Raw genomic sequence first — 17,767 nt, forward strand, 5'->3', positions numbered from 1 at the left:
CCCGGCCGCCCCGGCGGCGGCGGCGCCCCCCGCGGCTGGCGGGGGCGGCCCCCCCGGGCCCGCCCGCGGGGCGGCGCGCGCGGCGTGTGTTGCCGCCCCCCCCCCCCCCCCGCCCCGACTCCTCAGCCGGGGGCCGGCTCGCCATGAGCCCCGCCCGCCAGCAACGCGGGAGCCTCGGGGCGGCCGTCCAGAATCCGGTTCGTCCGGGTGACCACGTGCCAGCCGGAACCCGTACGGCGCAGCCGCCAGTGGTTGGCGGTGGCCCGGCGCACCACGTACCGGCCCCCCTCGTGCACCACCATCAGCGAGTGGCACACCGCGACCGCCTCGTCGCCGTCGACCGTGATGTGCGGCGGCCCCACGACATGCGCGCAGCCCTGGCGGATCCAGCCCTGGTGGGCGGGGGACCGCACCATCTCGCGGATCCGCTCCCGGCCCGCGAGAAAGATCTCGTCGATGTCGTAGACACCGTCCGGTGCCCAGAGTGCGGCCACACCGTCCGCGTCACCACCGTCGACCAGGGGCCCGTACACGGCCATCGTCCGGGCGATGTCGCGTTCGTCCTCAAGCCGCCGCAGGCGCGCCTCGACGGCGGCCAGCCGGTTCTCGGTCATGCGCGTCCCTCCCGGATCGCCGTCGTGCCGGGGCGGCCGGCCAGGCCGGCGATCCCGGCGAGTGCTTCCAGCTGTTCGACGTAGTGGTTCGCCGACTCGGCGGCCAGCGACACGCTGACCAGAGTGGCACCGGCCTCCGAAACCTCGCGCAGCGCCTTCGACGCGCGGTCCGCGTCGCCGGACGGGTCGAGCGGGCGGCCCGTGCTCAGAACCACCTCGAAGCCCTCCGGCAGCAAGGCCGCGCCGACCATCTCGCGCAGCCGGTCCAGGGACAGCCCGAACGGCACCCAGCCGTCGCCGTGCGTCACGGCCCGGCGCAGCGAACGCGGGGTACGGCCACCGATCCACAGCGGCACCCGGTCCTGCACGGCGTGCGGCTCCACCACCAGCCCCTCGTAGTCGAAGTGCTCACCGTGGTAGACGGGTTCGCGCCGGGACAGGGAGGTCCGCAGCGCCGCGATCGCGTCGTCGGCGATCGCGCCCCGGTCCTCGAAGGCGGCACCGAGCAGCCGGAACTCCTCCTCCAGACTGCCCACGCCGAGCCCCAGGACGAGCCGTCCGCCCGATACGCGGTCCAGCGTGCCGTAGCGCTTCGCGACGGCCAGCGGATGGTGATAGCCGAGCACCAGGACCTGGGTGGCGAACCGGATCCGGCGGGTCCGGGCGGCGAGGTACCCGAAGGTGGCGAGCGGGTCCCAGTAGGTTCCGCCGCGCTGTTCGGCGATGTCCACGGGCACCGCGACATGTTCCGAACAGGTCAGATGGTGGAAGCCGAGCCGGTCCGCGGCCTCGGCGACCACCCCCAGCTCCTCGATGCCGGCGGTGCGCTCCCACGGGGAGTGCACGCCGGGGACCGCCGTGACGACGGGACTGGTGATGCCGATCCGCATGCGGACACCTCTCTCTGACAGGACGGAACGGGAGAGGCCATCCAAGTGCCCGCGCCCCGCGCCCGCAGGCTCCGTCCCGGTGGGCGGGAGGCCGCGCTTTCGGGCCGTGTCCTGTCGGTCGGCGACGGCTCGCCCGTCGGGTCCTTCGTGGCCCGTCCGGTCACCGGGAGTGCGCACGCCCGGCCGGGACCGGGGTGATTACGGTGCGGAGCGGAGCCGTTCCCCCGGACGCGCAGCGCCACCCGTGCGGTGCTGTGCGCGGGACCGGGACCCTCCGTGCGAGCACCGTCGGCCGACCTGAGGAGTACCCATGCCGCGCAACGTCGTCGTCACCGGATCCGGTTCCGGAATCGGCGCCGCCCTCACCGCCCTGCTCCGCTCCCGGGGGGACCGGGTGATCGGGGTGGACCTGCGAGGAGGCGAGGTCGATGCCGACCTGTCCACCCCGGACGGCCGTGCCGCCGCCGCGGCGGCGGTCGGCGAGAGGGCGGGCGGGGTGGTGCACGCGGTCGTCACCTGCGCCGGCACCTCCGTGCCCGGAACGGCGATGGTGACGGTCAACTACTTCGGCACCACCGAGTTCGTGACGGCGCTGCGACCGGCGCTCGCCGCTGCGGAGCGGCCCCGGGTCGTGGTCATCGGCTCCATCTCCGGCACCCGGCCCACCGACCGGGACGTCGTCGCGGCCTGTCTGGCCGGCGACGAGACCGAGGCCCTGGAGCACGCGGAACGGGCCGTAGCCGACGGCCGCGCACAGCAGTTGTACCCCTCGTCCAAGTCGGCGCTCGCCCAGTGGGCACGGCGGACCGCGGTCGCCGAGGGCTGGGCCGACGCCGGGATCCCCGTGAACGTGGTGGCGCCCGGCATCGTGCTCACGCCGATGAGCGCGGGGCTCTTCGACGACCCGGAGACGAAGAAGGTGATGGACGAGGCGGTTCCGATGCCGCTGGGCGGCTATCTGCAGCCCGAGGACGTCGCGCGGGCCGTCCTGTTCCTGGCCTCCGAGGAGAACAGCCACATCACCGGGCAGGTGGTCTACGTCGACGGAGGCGCCGAGGCGACACTGCGCGGACCCGCGGACTTCTGAGACGGAGTCATGCCCGCGGTCCTCCGGGACGGGGTCACAAGAACCGGTGCCACCGGTGCTCCGGGCGCGTCACGCGCCCGGAGCACCGGTGGCATCCGCCGTGGGTACCGGCGTCAGATCCGCACCGAGGGCCGGATCACCTTGCCGGTCGCGTTGCGCGGCAGTTCGTCGGTGGTGAGCCGCCAGCGCTTGGGAACCTTGAAATAGGCCAGTTGGTCCGCCGCGTACTCCCGCAGCGCCTCCTCGGTGACCGCCGAGCCCGGCTTGAGCACCACGACGGCCGCGACCTCCTGGCCGAGGTCGGGATGCGGCACACCGAGGACCAGGCACTCCCTGACGTCCGGGTGCTCGGCCAGCACCGTCTCGATCTCGGCCGGGTAGACGTTCTCACCGCCGCGGATGATCAGGTCCGACCGGCGGCTGCTGAGATACAGCCGTCCCTCTCGCACCTGTCCCAGGTCCCCGGTACGCAGCCAGCGATCCGCGCCGATGGTGCTCTCGGTGGCCTCGGCGTCGCGCCAGTAGCCCAGCATGTTGAACATGCTGCGGACCCAGACCTCGCCCTCCTCGCCCTCGTCGAGGACCTGGCCCATGGCATCGCGGATCTCCAGCCGGACACCGGTGACGGGCCGGCCGAGCGTTCCCGGGGCCGCCGCCAGCTCCTGCGGGTTCGCCGCGGCGACGGCGGTGCAGGTCTCGGTCAGGCCGTAGCTGTCCACCAGCGAGTTCTTCGCAAACGGCAACTGCCGGCGCAGCCGCTCCTTGAACTCGGTCGACGACGGCGCGGAGGCCAGCGCGAACGCCGTGAGCGACGACGTGTCGTACTGGTCGGCCCGGCCGTGTTCGAGCAGCCGATGGGCCATCGTGGGCACCGCTCCCCAGTTGGTGACGCGTTCCCGCTCGATCATGCCCAGCACCGCGTCGACGTCGAACGCGCCCTGGTGCAGGGCGATCCGGCTGCCCGTGGCCAGCCGCGGCACGGCCAGATTGTGCAGGCTCGCGATGTGGAACAGCGGCAGGGTCAGCAGATGGACGCGCTCCTCCGGGGCCAGCGGGTTGCCGTGCTCCCGCAGCAGGGCGTCGTTCAGCCGGTGGTATTCGACGACGGCCAGCAGGTTGCGGTGGGTGTGCACGGCGCCCTTGGGACGGCCCGAGGTGCCCGAGGTGTAGAGGATGACGGCCGGGTCGTCCTCGGCGACATCGGCGGACGGCAGCGGCGCGTCCGCGCGGGCCGTCAGGAGGCGGCTGACGTCGTCATCCAGGGACAGCACCGGAACGGCGCAGCCGGCCAGTTTCGCCGACTGCCTGGCATCGGCCACCACGAGCGAGGGTTCCGCGTTCCGCAGACCGTGGGCCATCTCGCGCGCCGACCACCAGGCGTTGAACCCGACGGCCACCGCGCCGATCGACACCGTGGCCCAGAACGTCTGGATCCACTCGGCGGAGTTGGCCGCGGCGATGGCCACCCGGTCGCCCTTGGCGATGCCGTACTCCTCGCGCAGCGCGTGTGCCAGCGAGGAGACCTGGGCCGCGTGCTCGGCGAAGGTGATCCGGCGGTCCGCGGTGACGATGTAGTCGCGGTCGGCGTGCGCGACGGACGCGTGCAGCACCTCGTGCAGAGCGCGTTGCCGGTGGGCGAACACCGGCAGCCGGGCTCCCAGCACGTCGTCGTCGCAGAGTTCGAACCGGCCGCCGGGGCCGGTGAGCGCGGCGGCACGGGCGAGAGCGGAAGAGCGGTGGTCCGTTTCGCTGGGCATCGGGGGACTCCTGGTGCGTCGGGAACTCCACTGGGATCGCGATCGGGGTCAGTGTCGGTCAGTGCCGGGGCATCGCTGCCCGGCCGGTTCCGGTCACTGGGACACCGTGCCACGTCGCGGACGCGGACAGAACGGCCGTGCACCACCGGAACAGGCCGTGGCCCGCCGGGCTCCCGGTGAGTGGGATGCGTCACGTCGGCCGGATTTCGCTGACCGTACCGTCCCCCACCTGATCCGCCCCGGTCCTTCCCCGCTCCGTTCCACCGGACAACTGGAGGAAGAAATGAAGCGAGTTCCACGGGCGCGAGCCCGCCTCGCCGCCGCCCTGGCCGCCGCGGCGCTGCTCACCTCCGCGTGCGTCTCGTCCGACGACGGGGGCAGCGGCAGTCAGCAGAAGGCCGAGCGCGGCCGTTACGAGTTCGGCGGCATCGGCGACCAGCCCGCCGGTGGCAAGCCGGTCCGCGGCGGCACCCTGCACTTCGCGGACTACGCCGAGGCCCGCAGTCTCAGCCCCGCCGCCACCTACGCGACGGGTGCCTCCGGCGGCTCCGCGCTCGCGGCCGTCTACGACGTGCTGATGCGCTACGACACCGTCGCCAAGAAGTACGAGCCGTGGCTGGCCGAGTCGCTGCACAGCAGCGACGACGCCAGGACCTGGACGCTGGGACTCCGCCAGGGCGTCACGTTCTCCGACGGCACACCGCTCGACGCGAAGGCCGTGACGGCCAGCATCGAGTGGTACCAGGAGAACAAGGGCGCCGACACGGCGCTGCTCGCCCCGAACCTCGTGAAGACGGAGGCCACCGACGACTCCACCGTGGTCTTCACCCTCCGCAAGGCATGGGCCACCTTCCCCGCGATGCTCGCCCAGGCGCCCGGCATGATCGTGGCTCCCGCCGCGTACGCGGAAAAGACGTTCAAGCCCATCGGAGCCGGCGCCTTCACCCTGGGCAAGTACGCGCCCCAGGAAGAGATGATCCTCAAGGCGAACAAGAAGTACTGGAAGGGCGAGCCCTACCTGGACGCGCTGCGCTTCACCTGGCCGCAGTCGGACCGCTCCAAACTCGACGCGCTGAACGACGGCACGGTCGACGTGACGTACATGCGCAGCCCCGACGTGGTCGACGACGCCGTGAAGGAAGGCCATCCCGGAGAACTGACCCTGACCGGCCTCGGCAACATGATCACCATCAACACCCGCAAGGGCCGGCCCGGGGAGGACCTGCGGGTCCGCAAGGCGATGGCCCTGGCCCTCGACCCGGCCCTCGACACCGAGCGCGCCTACCACGGCAAGGGCCTGCCGGGTCAGGAGATCTTCCCGCCCGAGTCGCGCTGGCACTCCGGGGTGAAGCCCGTCGGCATCGACCTGGAGCAGGCGAAGAAGCTCCTCGCGGAGGCCGAGAAGGACGGCTACGACGGCACCATCACCTACATGGACGGCACCGACCCCGTCTCCCGGTCCAAAGCGGTCGTCACCAAGGCGATGCTGGAACGCGCCGGATTCAAGGTGAAGCTCGACCTGGTCTCCTCGATCGCCGACCGGGTGGCGAAGACTTATGTGGACCACGACTTCGACATCAGCCGTGGTGCGGCGAGCGTCTCGGAGAGCGACCCGTACCACCGTCTGCAGAGCGTTCTGAACTCCAAGAGCTACGGCAACCCCGGCGGCTACGCCAACCCGGAGATGGACAAGCTGCTCGTCCAGTTGCAGGGCGCGAGCGGAGAGCCCCGGACGCAGCGGATCCTCGACGCCGTCCAGACGCTCTTCAACGAGGACGTGCCAGTGGTCAACCTCGGCGCCAGCGCCGGCTTCACCGCCTGGGGCAAGAACGTGCACGGCATCGTGCCGACCGACGAGTACATGGCGCTCTTCGGCCAGGCCTGGATCAGCAGGTGACCCTCACGGCCCGGGGCGCCGGAGCGGCCCCCCGAGCTTCCGCTCACCGGGACAACGCCCCGGCCCTCCCGCGCGCGGCTTCACCGCACCGCAGTGCGCATTCCGTCGAACCGCATGTCGCCACCGGGCAGATATGGAGGAACCATGAGTCCCGCTGCGCTGCGCCGAACCGTCCTGAAGGCCCTTGAACTGGTGGGTGTGCTCCTCATCGCGAGCATCGGGGTGTTCTCCCTGGTGACCCTGTTGCCCGGCGACCCCGCGGTCGACATCCTCGGGGCGGGCCGGGCGCCCTCCGAGTACGCCGGGCTCCGCCACGAGCTCGGCCTGGACCAGTCACTGCTCACCCGCTACTTCGACTGGCTCGGCGGCGCCCTCACCGGTGACCTCGGCCGCTCCGTCGTACCACCGCAGAGCGACGTCACCGACCGCGTGCTGTCCGCGCTGCCCGTCAGCTTCGAAATCGCGGCGCTCGGCCTGCTCATCGCGCTGCTGCTCGCGGTGCCGCTGGCCATGTGGTCGGCGTACCGGGAGGGGGCGGCGGCCGACCGGATCATCGGCGCAGGCACCTTCGGTGTGCTGTCCGTACCCGGCTTCCTGGCCGGTCTGCTGCTGATCCTCGTCCTGGTCGACTCGGCCGGCTGGTTCCCGCGTGCCGAATGGGTGCGGCTCGGCGAGGGCGACCTGCTGGGCAATCTGCGCCACGCCTTCCTGCCGGCGCTGACCGTCGCCCTGGCCGAACTCGCCATGTTCACCCGGGCGTTGCGCGGCGACCTGATCGTGACCCTGCGGGAGGACTACATCCTTGCCGCCCGCGCCAAGGGCATGAGCCCGCTGCGCATCCTGTTCACCGACGCCCTGCGCCCCTCCTCGTTCTCCCTGGTCACCCTGCTCGGCCTGAGCCTCGGCCGGCTGATCGGCAGCACCGTCGTCGTGGAGTACCTCTTCGCGCTGCCCGGCATGGGGACGCTCATCGTCAACGCCGCGAGCCAGGGCGACTATCCGATGGTCCAGGGCGCCGTGCTCACCATCGCCGTGATCTACGTGGTGATCAACGCCGGCATCGACCTCTCCTACGGCTGTCTCGACCCGAGGACGCGACGTGTCCATGTCTGACATCGCTCCGCGCACGCGGACCTCCTTCCCGCTGTCCCTGCTCGCCGCCGTCACCCTCACCGTCGTCGGCCTCGTCCTGCTGGTGCTCGGCGCGACGACGCCCCAACTCGTCCCGCCCGCCAAGGCGGCCATCGCCCTGCTCGGCCTCGGCATGTCGCTCGGCGGGGCCGCCCGGCTCGGCAGACGATGGGCGGGCCCCGGCTTCGACGTGGTCTTCTGGTTCGGTGCCGGCTGGCTTCTGCTGCTCGGCCTCGCGATCCTGTTCACCCCGTGGCTGCCGCTCGCCGAGGACCGCGACGTCGCGAGCACCGTCCTCGAACCGGTCTTCGCCACCCCGACGTTCACCGGCGCCCATCCGCTGGGCACCAACGGCTTCGGCCTCGACCTGCTGGCCAGGTCCCTGTACGGCGCACGCTCCTCGCTGCTCATCTCCCTGTCCGCGGTCGCCATCGGCACCGTGACCGGCGGCGCCATCGGCATGGTCGCGGGCTACTTCCAGAAGACCGTCGACCGGGCGGTGGGCATCGCGACCAACTCACTGCTCGCCGTGCCCCCGCTCATCCTGCTCATCGCACTCGCGACCGTGCTCCAGCCGCATCTGCGCAACGTCGCGTTCGCCCTGGCGCTGCTCACGGTCCCCGGCATGGTGCGACTCTCTCGCGCCACCACCATGGCCTACGCCAACCGGGAGTTCGTCGTCGCGGCCCGCGCCATGGGTGCCACACGCTCCCGCATCCTCCTGCGCGAACTGCTGCCCAACGTCCTGCTGCCCGTCCTGTCCCTGGCCGTCGTGATGATCTCGGTCCTCATCGTCGCCGAGGCCTCCCTCAGCTTCCTCGGACTCGGCATCCAGCCGCCGGAACCCACCTGGGGAAACATGATCGCCGAGGGGGAGGGCCGGGTCTTCGAGGAGCATCCGCACATCGTGCTCATGCCCGGCGCCTTCCTCTTCCTCACCGTGTTCGCCTTCAACATCGTCGGCGAGAAGGCTCGCGGGCGCTGGGACTCCCGGAGCGTGAAACTGTGACCACCACACCGTCGCCCAAGGATCCGGAGCCTCCCACCGGCACGCCACTGCTGACCGCCACCGAGGTACGCACCGCCTTCCACACGGCCCGCGGCCCGGTGCAGGCCGTCGACGGTGTCTCCCTGACGCTGCACGAGGGGGAGACCCTCGGCATCGTCGGCGAGTCCGGATCGGGCAAGTCCGTGCTCGGCCGCACCCTCATGGGCCTGATCACCGACGGCCCCGGCACCACCGTGTCCGGCTCCGTCCTGCTCGGCGGAACGGACGTCCACGCGCTGACCCCGGCGCGGCGGCGAGCGTTGTGGGGCACCGAGGTCGCCATGGTGTTCCAGGACCCGATGACCTCCCTGAACCCGGTGAAGAAGGTCGGCACGCATCTGTCCGAGAGCGTCCGGCTGCACCTCGGCCTGAGCCGCGCGAAGGCCCGGGAACGGGCCGTCGGCCTGCTCCGGCAGGTCGGCATCCCCGAACCCTCCCGGCGCGCCGGCCAGTACCCGCACGAACTCTCCGGCGGCATGCGGCAGCGGGTCGTCATCGCCATGGCCCTGGCCTGCGGCCCACGGCTCCTCATCGCCGACGAACCGACCACCGCGCTCGACGTGACGGTCCAGAAGCAGGTCCTGGACCTGCTGCAGTCGCTGTCCGGGGAACTGCGGATGGCGACCGTCCTCATCAGCCACGACCTCGCCACCGTCGCGGGCCGCACGGACCGGGTGGCGGTGATGTACGCGGGCCGGCTCGTCGAGTACGCGGACACCGCGGCCGTCTTCGACCGTCCGCGACACCCCTACAGCAGTGCCCTGATCGCCTCCATCCCGCGCCTCGACCTGCCCCCGCACACCCTGCTGCCCGCCATCGAGGGCAGCCCGCCCCATCTGCTCCACCCGCCCCCCGGATGCCGCTTCGCCCCGCGCTGCGGCGCGGCGACGGACCGCTGCGTCACCGAAGCACCCCGACTCACCGGATACGCCGGTGACCGCGACACCGGCGGCCTCGTCGCCTGTCACCACCCCCTGGGCGCCGTCGAGGAGGCCACCGTATGACGACCCCCGACGATGCCGTCGCCCCACCGAACCGGCGGCCCGCACTGACCGCGGAGAACCTCGTCGTGGAGTTCCCGTCCGGGCGCGGCCGCAAGGTGCACGCCGTCTCCGGTGTCGGGCTGGAGGTCGCGGTGGGCGAGACCCTGGGCATCCTGGGCGAGTCGGGCTGCGGCAAGTCCACCGTCGGCCGCTCCCTGATCCAGCTGCCGCCCCCGGACTCCGGCACTGTCCGCCTCGGCGAGGTGACACTCACCGGCCTCGCCCCCCGAGAACTGCGCCGGGCACGGGCCCGGATGCAGATCATCATGCAGGACCCGGTCTCCGCCCTGAACCCGCGCCGCAGGGTCGAGGACCTGGTGTGGGAAGGCCCTTCGATCTGGGGGACCGGCGGCGACGCCCGGGACAAGGACGCCAGGATCGACGCGGCGCTGCGCGACGTCGGCCTCGACCCCGCGACCGTACGGGACCGCAGACCGCACGAACTCTCCGGCGGCCAGTGCCAGCGGGTGTGCATCGCCCGTGCGCTGCTGCTCGATCCCGAAGTGCTGATCTGCGACGAACCCGTGTCCAGCCTGGACGTGTCCGTGCAGGCCCAGATCCTCAACCTCCTGGAGGCGACGGCCCGGCGGCGCGCACTGAGCATGGTCTTCATCGCCCACGACGTGTCCGTGGTGAAGAACATCAGCGATCGCGTCATGGTGATGTACCTCGGCAAGGTCTGTGAGGTACTGCCCTCCGACGGGATGCAGGACGAGGCCGCGCACCCCTACACCCGGCTGCTGCTCGCCTCCCTCCCCAAGGCCTCCGGCGCCACGGACGCCACCGCCGCCGGCCCCGTACCGGCCACCGAACTCCCCTCACCCCTGGACCCGCCGTCGGGCTGCCGCTTCCGCACCCGCTGCCCGCTGGCCACCGGACTGTGCTCCGGTGAGGAGCCCCCGCTGTGGGAGATCCGGCCCGGACACCGGGTCGCCTGCCACCATGTCGAACCGAGGAGCAACCACTCATGACCACCAGCCAGACGCCCGATGTCCTGGCCCCCGCCGAGCTGGGCCCCGTCAAGCTCCGCAACCGCGTCATCAAGGCCGCCACCTACGAAGGGCTCAGCCACAAGTCCCTGGTCACCAGGGACCTCGTCGACTTCCATGTCGCCTACGCACGCGGCGGCGTCGGCATGACGACCGTCGCCTACTGCGCGGTCGCCAAGGAGGGCCGGACCGACCGCCACCAGATCCACTGGACCGACGAGGCGATGCCCGGTCTCCGCGCGCTCACCGACGCCGTGCACGCCGAAGGCGCCGCGGTCTGCGCGCAGATCGGTCACGGCGGCCCCGTCGCCAACCCCAGGGGCAACGGCGCCCCCGCCCTCTCCCCGTCGAAGCACTTCCACGCCACCACCCTCAGCTGGGCCAAGGAGGCGACCCTCGCCGACATCCGCCGCATCACCGAGGCCCACGCCGAGGCCGCACGCCGCGCAATCGAGGCGGGCTTCGACGCCGTCGAGGTGCACCTGGGCCACAACTACCTGGCCAGTTCCTTCCTCAGCCCCCGGGTCAATCACCGCACCGACGCGTACGGCGGCAGCCTCGACAACCGTGCCAGGTTCGCACGCGAGATCATGCGGGCCGTCCACGACGCGGTCGGCGACCGGATCGCTGTCATCGCCAAGATGAACATGGACGACGGCGTCCCCGGCGGGTTCTGGCTCGACGAGGCCATCCCGGTGGTGCAGTGGCTCGAACAGGACGGCACCGTCGACGCCCTGGAGATGACCGCCGGCAGCTCCCTGCTGAATCCGATGTACCTCTTCAAGGGCGACGCCCCGCTCCGGGAGTTCTCCGCGATCATGCCGCAGCCGATCAAGCTCGGGGTGAAGGCGGTCGGCAAGCGGTTCCTGCGCAGCTATCCCTACCGGGACGCCTACCTCCTGGAGGACGCACGGCAGATCCGCGCGGCGGTGAAGCTGCCGATGATCCTGCTCGGCGGTATCACCGACAAGCCGGTCATGGACCTCGCGATGCGCGAGGGCTTCGAGTTCGTGGCCATGGCACGGGCCCTGCTCCGCGAGCCGGACCTCGTCAACCGCCTGCGGGGCGACCCCGGTACGCCGTCCCTGTGCATCCACTGCAACAAGTGCATGCCCACCAATTTCACCGGCACCCGCTGCGTCCTGGTCGACCGCAGCACCACCCGCCGCGAATCGTGGGGCAAGCCCGCCGGATATGTGGCGTGAGGGGCCTCGACGCGGTCGCCACGGCCGTGGCCGTCAGGGACGGTGAGACCGACGCCCGTACCCTCACCGAGCAGGCGATCGCCCGCATCGAGCAGCTCGACCCTGCGCTCAACGCGGTGATCCACACCCGCTTCGAGGCCGCCCTGGCCGAGGTGGCCGCGGGCCTGCCGGACGGCCCGCTGCACGGTGTACCCATGCTGGTCAAGGATCTCGGCACCGAGGTCGCGGGCCTGCCCGCGACCGGCGCCAGCCGCCTCTTCGCCGCCCTGACGGCCCGGCGCGACAGCGAACTGGTGGCCCGCTACCGGCGCGCGGGGGCGGTCGTCCTCGGTACCACCAACACCGCGGAACTCGGACTCAACGCCTCCACCGAACCGGCGCTGTTCGGCCCCACCCGCAATCCGTGGAGCGCCGCGCACTCGCCGGGCGGATCGAGCGGTGGCTCGGCGGCCGCGGTGGCCGCCGGTATGGTCCCGGTCGCGCACGCCAGCGACGGCGGCGGCTCCATCCGCATACCGGCGGCGGCCTGCGGACTGTTCGGCCTCAAGCCCAGCCGCGGCCGCGTCTCGCCGGCGCCCCGGCCCACCACCCTGTCGGGCCTCGTCTCCGGGCACAACGCCGTCACCACGACCGTACGGGACAGCGCCCTGCTCCTCGACATCGCCGCAGGCCCGCTCCCCGGCGACGCGTATGCCGCTCCGGAGCCCGCGGCGCCCTTCGCCGAACTGGCCCGCCGGGACCCGGGGCCGTTGCGGATCGGCCTGCTCACCCGGCTGCCCGACGGCCCCGACGTGCACCCGGAGTCCGCCGGGGCCGCACACGCCGCGGGCCTGCTGTGCGAACGCCTCGGCCACGAGGTCGCCGAGACGACCGCCCGCTACCGTCCCGAGGACGTCGGCCGCACCTCGGGAGTCCTCATGGGCGCCGACCTCGTCGCCCAGATCGACGCCCGGCTCGCCCGGCTCGGCAGGCCCTTGGCCGACGACGACATCGAGCCGTTCACCCGCGTCCTGTACGAGGCCTACCGTGCCCGCCCCGCGGCCGATGTCAGCCGCGCGCTGCGCCGGGCGCAGGAGATCGGCTGGGAGGTCGGCGCCGCGTTCCACGCGTTCGACGTGCTCCTCAGCCCGACCCTCGCGCAGCCGACCCCGCTGCTCGGCACCCTCGACACGGCCGACCCGGAGTCGATCCACCGGCACGCTTCCGGCTACGCCGCCTTCACCAGCGTGTACAACGTGACCGGGATGCCGGCGATGTCCGTCCCCTTCGGCCACGATCGCCAAGGCCTGCCACTCGGCGTCCAGTTCGCCGCACCCCTCGGCGGCGAGGGCGTGCTGCTCGCCCTGGCGGCACAGCTGGAACGGGCGGCTCCCTGGGGGTGCCCGCCCGCCCCGTGACCGCGCGGTACCCGCCGGACGGGCCCGTGCGGGACCGGGCACCGCCGGCCTCGATGATGACGGCCGCGAAGCCCTCGCCGTCGGCGCGCGCCCACGCTGTCCAGGGCCTGCCGAGGCCGGTCGGGCGGCGCCGGCCCCGATCCTGCCGCATTCTTCGCCGCCGGACATCGGCCGGCCGAGCGCCGACGCCTTGGGCCGCACCCACGGCGGTTCCGGCGGCTGACGCGGCTCAGCCGAGTGCTGCCCGGAATCCGGACGGCTTTTGTCCATGCGCCCACCGGTGCGGCTGGTCTTCCGGGGTCGAGGGTGCCGCTGCTTGGGCAGCCTCGGGCCATGACTGACGAACGCCCCACAGCTCGTGGCCACTCCGGTGACCGGCTGCCTGCGCACCAGCCGGCGACCTCTAATACGGACTGCTCGCGCTGCGGCACCCACATCGCGGGACTCGACGGCCGCTACGCCTGCGCGGGGTGCGGATGGGTCAATGACTGCCGAGGTCGGCGACGGGTCCGGTGCCCGGCGCCCGTACGAGTTCGGGGAACGCAAAGAGCATGGCGCGGGCCAGCGGTTCGGTGTTCAGCTCGTCCCGTACGAGTCTCTCGTAGGCGACGGCGACGGTGTCGTAGGCCGTCCGAGTGGAGTGCGGAGAGGTCGCTTCGGTCACGGTCGATGACCGTAGTCCGGTCGTCCCTTTCCCGTCCCGCGATATCGATAGCCGCTTCGACCAGGCGTGGACGCGGAGAGACAGTCCGTCCGGCTTGCTCGACTTGAGGAACCTGCCCTGGCGGACCAGGGCCCGCTCGGACAGCACTGGGCAACGCTTGCCCAGCGCTGTCCGGAGACGCTCGCACCGCCGGGGTCGGACCGTTATGCGGGGGACTCGTACTGATGGGGCTCGGCGCCTGTCCACTGGACCACGGCGGGGTTGTCGAGGATCCGCTCCGGATCGGCCATCCCGGCATCTGCGAGGAAGACGACGAGATCGTGGTCGCTGTGTGCGAGGCCGAGCCTTTCCTCACGGTTGTTGATGTGCACCGTCACGGGACGCCCGCCGGACGGGGTCGGCGCATGGACAGTGATGGGTGCTGTCGCCATTCCCCCATGGTGTCCCGCGTAGCTGACCCCCGCATCCCGATGAACCAGATGCGCGTGGGCAGGACGGCATGAGCGCCGGGGTCGCGGAGTGGCCCGGTCCGCTCGCGCCCGGCCCGTACGGGATCGGCCCCCTTCCTCAGGTGCCCCGCCTCGCTTCCCGGCCATGTGGGGTTCTCGCGGTCCTGGCCTCACGCACTGCTCTGAACTGCGGCGTGTCTCACCGGCGAAGGTGCTTCGGGGAGGGAGTGGACGAGGCGGTCCAGCGCGGTCCTGAGCCGATCGACGCCACGGCCCGAGGGAGCGTGGACGGCTACGGCCTCGATGTTCTCCAGCGGCGTACCGGCGAGCCGGTCGCGTGCTTCGGCGATGGCCGTTTCCGGGTCGGCGAGGTCGGCGCGGGTCACGGTGAGCACACCGTGACGCATGTTCAGGGCGGTCAGCGCCGCCACGTGCTCCTCGGTCTGCCTGCACCAGCCCTCGTCCGCCGCGATGACCAGGAGGACGGCGGGCACAGGGCCGACCCGGCCAGCATGGTGGTGATGAAGCGGTGGTGACCGGGGACGTCGACGAACGCCGCCGTCACTCCTGAAATCGGCGTCGCGCAGCCGCGCGAGCACCGCCCGCACTCTCGCTTCCTGTGATTCCGGGGTGGCGTGCAGGGCCTGGTCGGCGCGTGTCGGCGGGGTACGGAGTGTGGCTTCGAGGGCGGCGAGAGTGAGCTTGCCGACGCGCACGGCACGCGCGAGCGGGTGTCGGCGAATGCCCGCGATCAGGTCACGGCGTCCGAGGACGATGCCGGCCTGCGGGCCACCGTGGAGCTCGGCCCCGTGGTCAGTCGGCTCGCGGTCAACCGCCGGAAGCGCTGGGTGAACGCGGGCTGGCCCCAGCTCGTAGCCGTCCCTCGCGGCTGGCTGGGCGTGTGGGGCATGTCCGCGGCCGGCGACGGGTCGGCCGGCAGCAACAAGGCGATCGGGCTGCTGCTCGGTGTGGCGCTGGGCACCGTGGGCGTGGCGGTGACCCAGATCGTCCGGGCGGTGCGCGGCGAGCCGGGGGAGTACTTCGAGGTGCGGGAGGGCGGGCTGGTCCACGGGTCCCGGCGCGGGGTGTCTGGCTGGTCCTGGGACCGTGTCACCTCGCCCCGCGTCGATGGCGAATCCGTGAACTCCCTGGCTGCCCGGCCGGGGCATGGGAACCGTTGTGTGATCGGGTTGGACGACGGCCGGCGGCTCCGGGCGGACGGGCTGACCGAGCACCCCGCCGATCCGGGGCGTGCCCTGCTGACGCGGTGCCCGCATGTTGCTGTGGTACCCAAGGTCCCCTGGCACGGCAGGGCGAGCGCCCGGCCCTTGGCCGGGGCCGTGGTGTGCGTGGCGGCGGCCGCCGCGATGGTCCTCTACATCGTGGACCATCCGGACAGGGAACACAGGGTCTCCGTCGGCGACGGCATGACTGCTGTTCAGAGCTCCGAACCGGGTATCAGTGAGGCGGGCTACGTCTTCCTGGCCGTCGGCGTGCTGGTGTGTGCCGTCTCCGCTGTTGCCCTCCTCATCGCATGTGCGAGGGGCCGGGCGTATCGGTGAATCGGGTGGTGGACGGGGCTACAAGACCGGCGCTTTCCTGGTGATGCTCCCAGCTCGTCGGCCGGCACCGGCCTTGGGACGCAGCCGGGTCGTGTGGGGCGTTTCGGTTCTCGGAGACCTGACCCGCGCGGCAAGAAGGTGGCCCGCCCTCCCGGCAGGACCGGGTCACGGTCGATCCCACCTCCGCCACAGTCATTTCCGCGTTTCCCGGCCGGAGACATCCTGGCCGCACCCCGCCGACCGTCTACGCACCGACCCGCGGATCCGTCATCACCGCGGCTCCCGGCTGGGTGGGTCAGCGAAGTTCTTGGATGCGGATGAGGTTGCCTGCGGGGTCGCGGAAGGCACAGTCGCGGATGCCGTAGGGCTGTTCGGTTGGTTCTTGGACGACTTCGGCGTTGTGGGCCTGGAGTTTTTCGAAGGTGTTGTTGAGGTCTTGGGTGGCGAGCAGGATCCAGCCGTAGGTGCCTTTGGCCATCATTTCGGTGATGGTGCGGCGTTCGTTCTCGGTGATTCCAGGGTCCGTGGCCGGTGGTGCGAGGAGGATGGATGTGCTGGGCTGGCCGGTGGGGCCGACGGTGATCCAGCGCATTTTGCCTTGCCCGACGTCGCTGCGGACCTCGAAGCCGAGGGTGTCGCGGTAGAAGGCCAGGGATGCGTCGGGGTCTGTGTGGGGGAGCACGGTCGTGTGGATGGTGATGTCCATGGTGATCATGCTAGGTGTGGCTCTGTGATTCGCGCTTCTTGAATCCCGATTCCTGATCGATCCGGCCACTTGTTCCGCATCACCCGGTCGCGTTCCTGTACTTGGTCGTGATGCCTGGTTCATCGACACGTGTACTCGGGCGTGCCCTTGTGTCGTATGGTCGTCGCTCCCATGGTCGGCCCGGCCGTGTCCGGGTCGCCTTGTGGCGGACGGCCTCGGTGCGCAGCTGAAGGTCCCGGTCCCCGGGATCGGTCCCCGTTTGTTTGTTGTCGTGCACGACCAATACGTGAGCCCCGGCTCCGTCCGCGGTACGACCCTCGTACGCGAGGCCGCTGGCACCGCTGCGGGCGTCGTCGCCGACTTTCTGCCATGCGTCGTCCGCACCGGCCGGGACGGTGCCGATGCACGCTCGGTAGGCGGGGTCCTTGTACCAGCTCGGTGGCAGGCGCAGCACTGGCCATGGATGACATGGCTTCGTACGTGAGAACGGGGTTCTGGCACACATTCCGTTTGCGCCGTGAGGCGCTGTTGGTTCGAGTGGGGGTGGAAGACCTGCACCAACCCGCTGTCGCAGCAGTCGGGTTGAAGCTGAGGGCAGCCTGATCCGGGTGATGCCGGGGAGGGCGAGAGCGGCCCTGACAAAGCCGGGACGTGTCCAGTACTGCCAGATGGGGCGGGTCCGGCAAGCGTGATGGAGAGGAGTACGCGAGGAACCGGCGTTTTACGTCTCTTAAAGGGCCTCCGGCTCGAACCTGGTGGATCAGGGCCGGTAGCGGTGCGTATGCAGATCATCCTTTTGGGTGGTCTGCCAACTCCTGGGCCGGTCTACGAAAGCTGGCCGGGAGGCCACGAGGAAAGCCTGCGGCGTACTCGTGGCGATGCCGCAGGGACACAGTCGGGCTCCTCCTTCATCGAGCGAACCACAGTGAACACGGGAACCGTCCCGAACCTCGCCCCGTCACCTGCCTCCAGCAGGCCGACCGGGCTGAGCGCATCGACCGCTGACCGGTTGGGGACGGGGCGGAGCCGCCGTAGTACTCCGAGGCCGGGAGAGCCGGCCACATGGGGAAGGGCGGCAGCGGTATCGAGAAGGGAAGGAAGCTGCAATGCCGGAAGATGCCCCGCCGAATGGCGGAGCTCCGGGCCCTCGGGCCCGGGTACTGGAGATGCAGACCAAGCTTCACCGTTGGACGGTGGCCGATTCCGGCCGCCGGTTCGATGACCTGTTCAACTTCGCTGCGCCACGAAAGCGCCCTGTTATATCCCCGGTCAAGCCGGGAGGAACTCGGAGGGATGTTCCTGGGTCCGATGGCTAACCTGAATCCGAA

Annotated in this window: 16 protein-coding genes; 9 read left to right on the forward strand and 7 right to left on the reverse strand. The window is 71.4% G+C overall.

All coding sequences use genetic code 11. The features are described 5' to 3' along the window. Positions 1 to 122 precede the first annotated feature (122 nt). Together ACZ68L_RS44825 and ACZ68L_RS44830 are read right to left on the reverse strand one after the other, a co-directional pair. Positions 123 to 614, reverse strand: a complete 492-nt coding sequence (locus tag ACZ68L_RS44825; RefSeq protein WP_469590239.1) for a nuclear transport factor 2 family protein — start codon at positions 612 to 614, stop codon at positions 123 to 125. Beyond that, the gene (locus ACZ68L_RS44830; RefSeq protein WP_469590243.1) at positions 611 to 1,504 is read right to left on the reverse strand and encodes an LLM class F420-dependent oxidoreductase; all 894 of its coding nucleotides are present in this window, start codon (positions 1,502 to 1,504) and stop codon (positions 611 to 613) included. The genes ACZ68L_RS44825 and ACZ68L_RS44830 overlap by 4 nt, the downstream gene beginning before the upstream one ends. A 310-nt stretch (positions 1,505 to 1,814) precedes the next feature. Here ACZ68L_RS44830 and ACZ68L_RS44835 point away from each other — a divergent pair, with 310 nt between their 5' ends. Then, on the forward strand, positions 1,815 to 2,591 hold the full coding sequence (locus ACZ68L_RS44835; protein ID WP_469590248.1) for an SDR family oxidoreductase: 777 nt from the start codon (positions 1,815 to 1,817) through the stop codon (positions 2,589 to 2,591). 113 nt (positions 2,592 to 2,704) lie between these two features. Here ACZ68L_RS44835 and casG read toward each other — a convergent pair whose 3' ends face one another. Further along, positions 2,705 to 4,348, reverse strand: a complete 1,644-nt coding sequence (casG, locus tag ACZ68L_RS44840) for a steroid-24-oyl-CoA synthetase (protein ID WP_469590251.1) — start codon at positions 4,346 to 4,348, stop codon at positions 2,705 to 2,707. Positions 4,349 to 4,631: 283 nt separating this feature from the next. Here casG and ACZ68L_RS44845 point away from each other — a divergent pair, with 283 nt between their 5' ends. The 7 genes from ACZ68L_RS44845 to ACZ68L_RS44875 all read left to right on the forward strand — a co-directional run bounded on the left by ACZ68L_RS44845 (position 4,632) and on the right by ACZ68L_RS44875 (position 13,058). Further along, complete coding sequence (locus ACZ68L_RS44845; RefSeq protein ID WP_469590254.1) at positions 4,632 to 6,245, forward strand: ABC transporter substrate-binding protein; 1,614 nt, start codon at positions 4,632 to 4,634, stop codon at positions 6,243 to 6,245. Positions 6,246 to 6,389: 144 nt separating this feature from the next. After that, positions 6,390 to 7,358 (forward strand): ABC transporter permease, encoded by a 969-nt coding sequence (locus ACZ68L_RS44850; RefSeq protein ID WP_469590259.1) that lies wholly within the window; start codon positions 6,390 to 6,392, stop codon positions 7,356 to 7,358. Beyond that, the gene (locus ACZ68L_RS44855) at positions 7,351 to 8,385 is read left to right on the forward strand and encodes an ABC transporter permease (RefSeq protein ID WP_469590263.1); all 1,035 of its coding nucleotides are present in this window, start codon (positions 7,351 to 7,353) and stop codon (positions 8,383 to 8,385) included. Before ACZ68L_RS44850 ends, ACZ68L_RS44855 begins: the two co-directional genes overlap by 8 nt. Then, positions 8,382 to 9,428 (forward strand): ABC transporter ATP-binding protein, encoded by a 1,047-nt coding sequence (locus ACZ68L_RS44860; RefSeq protein WP_469590266.1) that lies wholly within the window; start codon positions 8,382 to 8,384, stop codon positions 9,426 to 9,428. Before ACZ68L_RS44855 ends, ACZ68L_RS44860 begins: the two co-directional genes overlap by 4 nt. Further along, a complete protein-coding gene (locus tag ACZ68L_RS44865) occupies positions 9,425 to 10,438 on the forward strand; it encodes an oligopeptide/dipeptide ABC transporter ATP-binding protein (RefSeq protein WP_469590270.1) in 1,014 nt (337 codons plus the stop codon). Before ACZ68L_RS44860 ends, ACZ68L_RS44865 begins: the two co-directional genes overlap by 4 nt. Then, entirely contained in the window at positions 10,435 to 11,661 is a 1,227-nt protein-coding gene (locus ACZ68L_RS44870; RefSeq protein WP_469590272.1) for an NADH:flavin oxidoreductase, read from the forward strand. Before ACZ68L_RS44865 ends, ACZ68L_RS44870 begins: the two co-directional genes overlap by 4 nt. After that, positions 11,658 to 13,058 (forward strand): amidase, encoded by a 1,401-nt coding sequence (locus ACZ68L_RS44875; RefSeq protein WP_469590278.1) that lies wholly within the window; start codon positions 11,658 to 11,660, stop codon positions 13,056 to 13,058. Before ACZ68L_RS44870 ends, ACZ68L_RS44875 begins: the two co-directional genes overlap by 4 nt. A gap of 481 nt (positions 13,059 to 13,539) precedes the next feature. Here ACZ68L_RS44875 and ACZ68L_RS44880 read toward each other — a convergent pair whose 3' ends face one another. The 3 genes from ACZ68L_RS44880 to ACZ68L_RS44890 form a co-directional block, all read right to left on the reverse strand. Beyond that, positions 13,540 to 13,722 carry a hypothetical protein gene (locus ACZ68L_RS44880; RefSeq protein ID WP_469590282.1) on the reverse strand — a complete coding sequence of 61 codons (183 nt, stop codon included), beginning with the start codon at positions 13,720 to 13,722 and terminating at the stop codon, positions 13,540 to 13,542. Positions 13,723 to 13,925: 203 nt separating this feature from the next. Then, entirely contained in the window at positions 13,926 to 14,153 is a 228-nt protein-coding gene (locus tag ACZ68L_RS44885; protein WP_469590286.1) for a hypothetical protein, read from the reverse strand. Positions 14,154 to 14,341: 188 nt separating this feature from the next. Beyond that, on the reverse strand, positions 14,342 to 14,926 hold the full coding sequence (locus ACZ68L_RS44890; protein ID WP_469590291.1) for a GTP-binding protein: 585 nt from the start codon (positions 14,924 to 14,926) through the stop codon (positions 14,342 to 14,344). On the opposite strand from ACZ68L_RS44890, the gene ACZ68L_RS44895 reads away from it, so the two are divergent. Next, positions 14,807 to 15,733 (forward strand): hypothetical protein, encoded by a 927-nt coding sequence (locus ACZ68L_RS44895; RefSeq protein WP_469590294.1) that lies wholly within the window; start codon positions 14,807 to 14,809, stop codon positions 15,731 to 15,733. The genes ACZ68L_RS44890 and ACZ68L_RS44895 overlap by 120 nt on opposite strands. A 295-nt stretch (positions 15,734 to 16,028) precedes the next feature. Here the strand turns inward: ACZ68L_RS44895 and ACZ68L_RS44900 are convergent, their stop codons facing one another. Beyond that, complete coding sequence (locus tag ACZ68L_RS44900; RefSeq protein ID WP_469590288.1) at positions 16,029 to 16,439, reverse strand: VOC family protein; 411 nt, start codon at positions 16,437 to 16,439, stop codon at positions 16,029 to 16,031. Between the last annotated feature and the right edge of the window lie 1,328 nt (positions 16,440 to 17,767).

It is taken from the genome of Streptomyces sp. NPDC104309, assembly GCF_055584025.1.

Coding starts and splice junctions, on each gene's coding strand:
- ACZ68L_RS44825 (WP_469590239.1), bottom strand. CDS start 614: ATGACCGAGAACCGGCTGGCCGCCGTCGAGGCGCGCCTGCGGCGGCTT.
- ACZ68L_RS44830 (WP_469590243.1), bottom strand. CDS start 1,504: ATGCGGATCGGCATCACCAGTCCCGTCGTCACGGCGGTCCCCGGCGTG.
- ACZ68L_RS44835 (WP_469590248.1), top strand. CDS start 1,815: ATGCCGCGCAACGTCGTCGTCACCGGATCCGGTTCCGGAATCGGCGCC.
- casG (WP_469590251.1), bottom strand. CDS start 4,348: ATGCCCAGCGAAACGGACCACCGCTCTTCCGCTCTCGCCCGTGCCGCC.
- ACZ68L_RS44845 (WP_469590254.1), top strand. CDS start 4,632: ATGAAGCGAGTTCCACGGGCGCGAGCCCGCCTCGCCGCCGCCCTGGCC.
- ACZ68L_RS44850 (WP_469590259.1), top strand. CDS start 6,390: ATGAGTCCCGCTGCGCTGCGCCGAACCGTCCTGAAGGCCCTTGAACTG.
- ACZ68L_RS44855 (WP_469590263.1), top strand. CDS start 7,351: ATGTCTGACATCGCTCCGCGCACGCGGACCTCCTTCCCGCTGTCCCTG.
- ACZ68L_RS44865 (WP_469590270.1), top strand. CDS start 9,425: ATGACGACCCCCGACGATGCCGTCGCCCCACCGAACCGGCGGCCCGCA.
- ACZ68L_RS44870 (WP_469590272.1), top strand. CDS start 10,435: ATGACCACCAGCCAGACGCCCGATGTCCTGGCCCCCGCCGAGCTGGGC.
- ACZ68L_RS44885 (WP_469590286.1), bottom strand. CDS start 14,153: ATGGCGACAGCACCCATCACTGTCCATGCGCCGACCCCGTCCGGCGGG.
- ACZ68L_RS44900 (WP_469590288.1), bottom strand. CDS start 16,439: ATGGACATCACCATCCACACGACCGTGCTCCCCCACACAGACCCCGAC.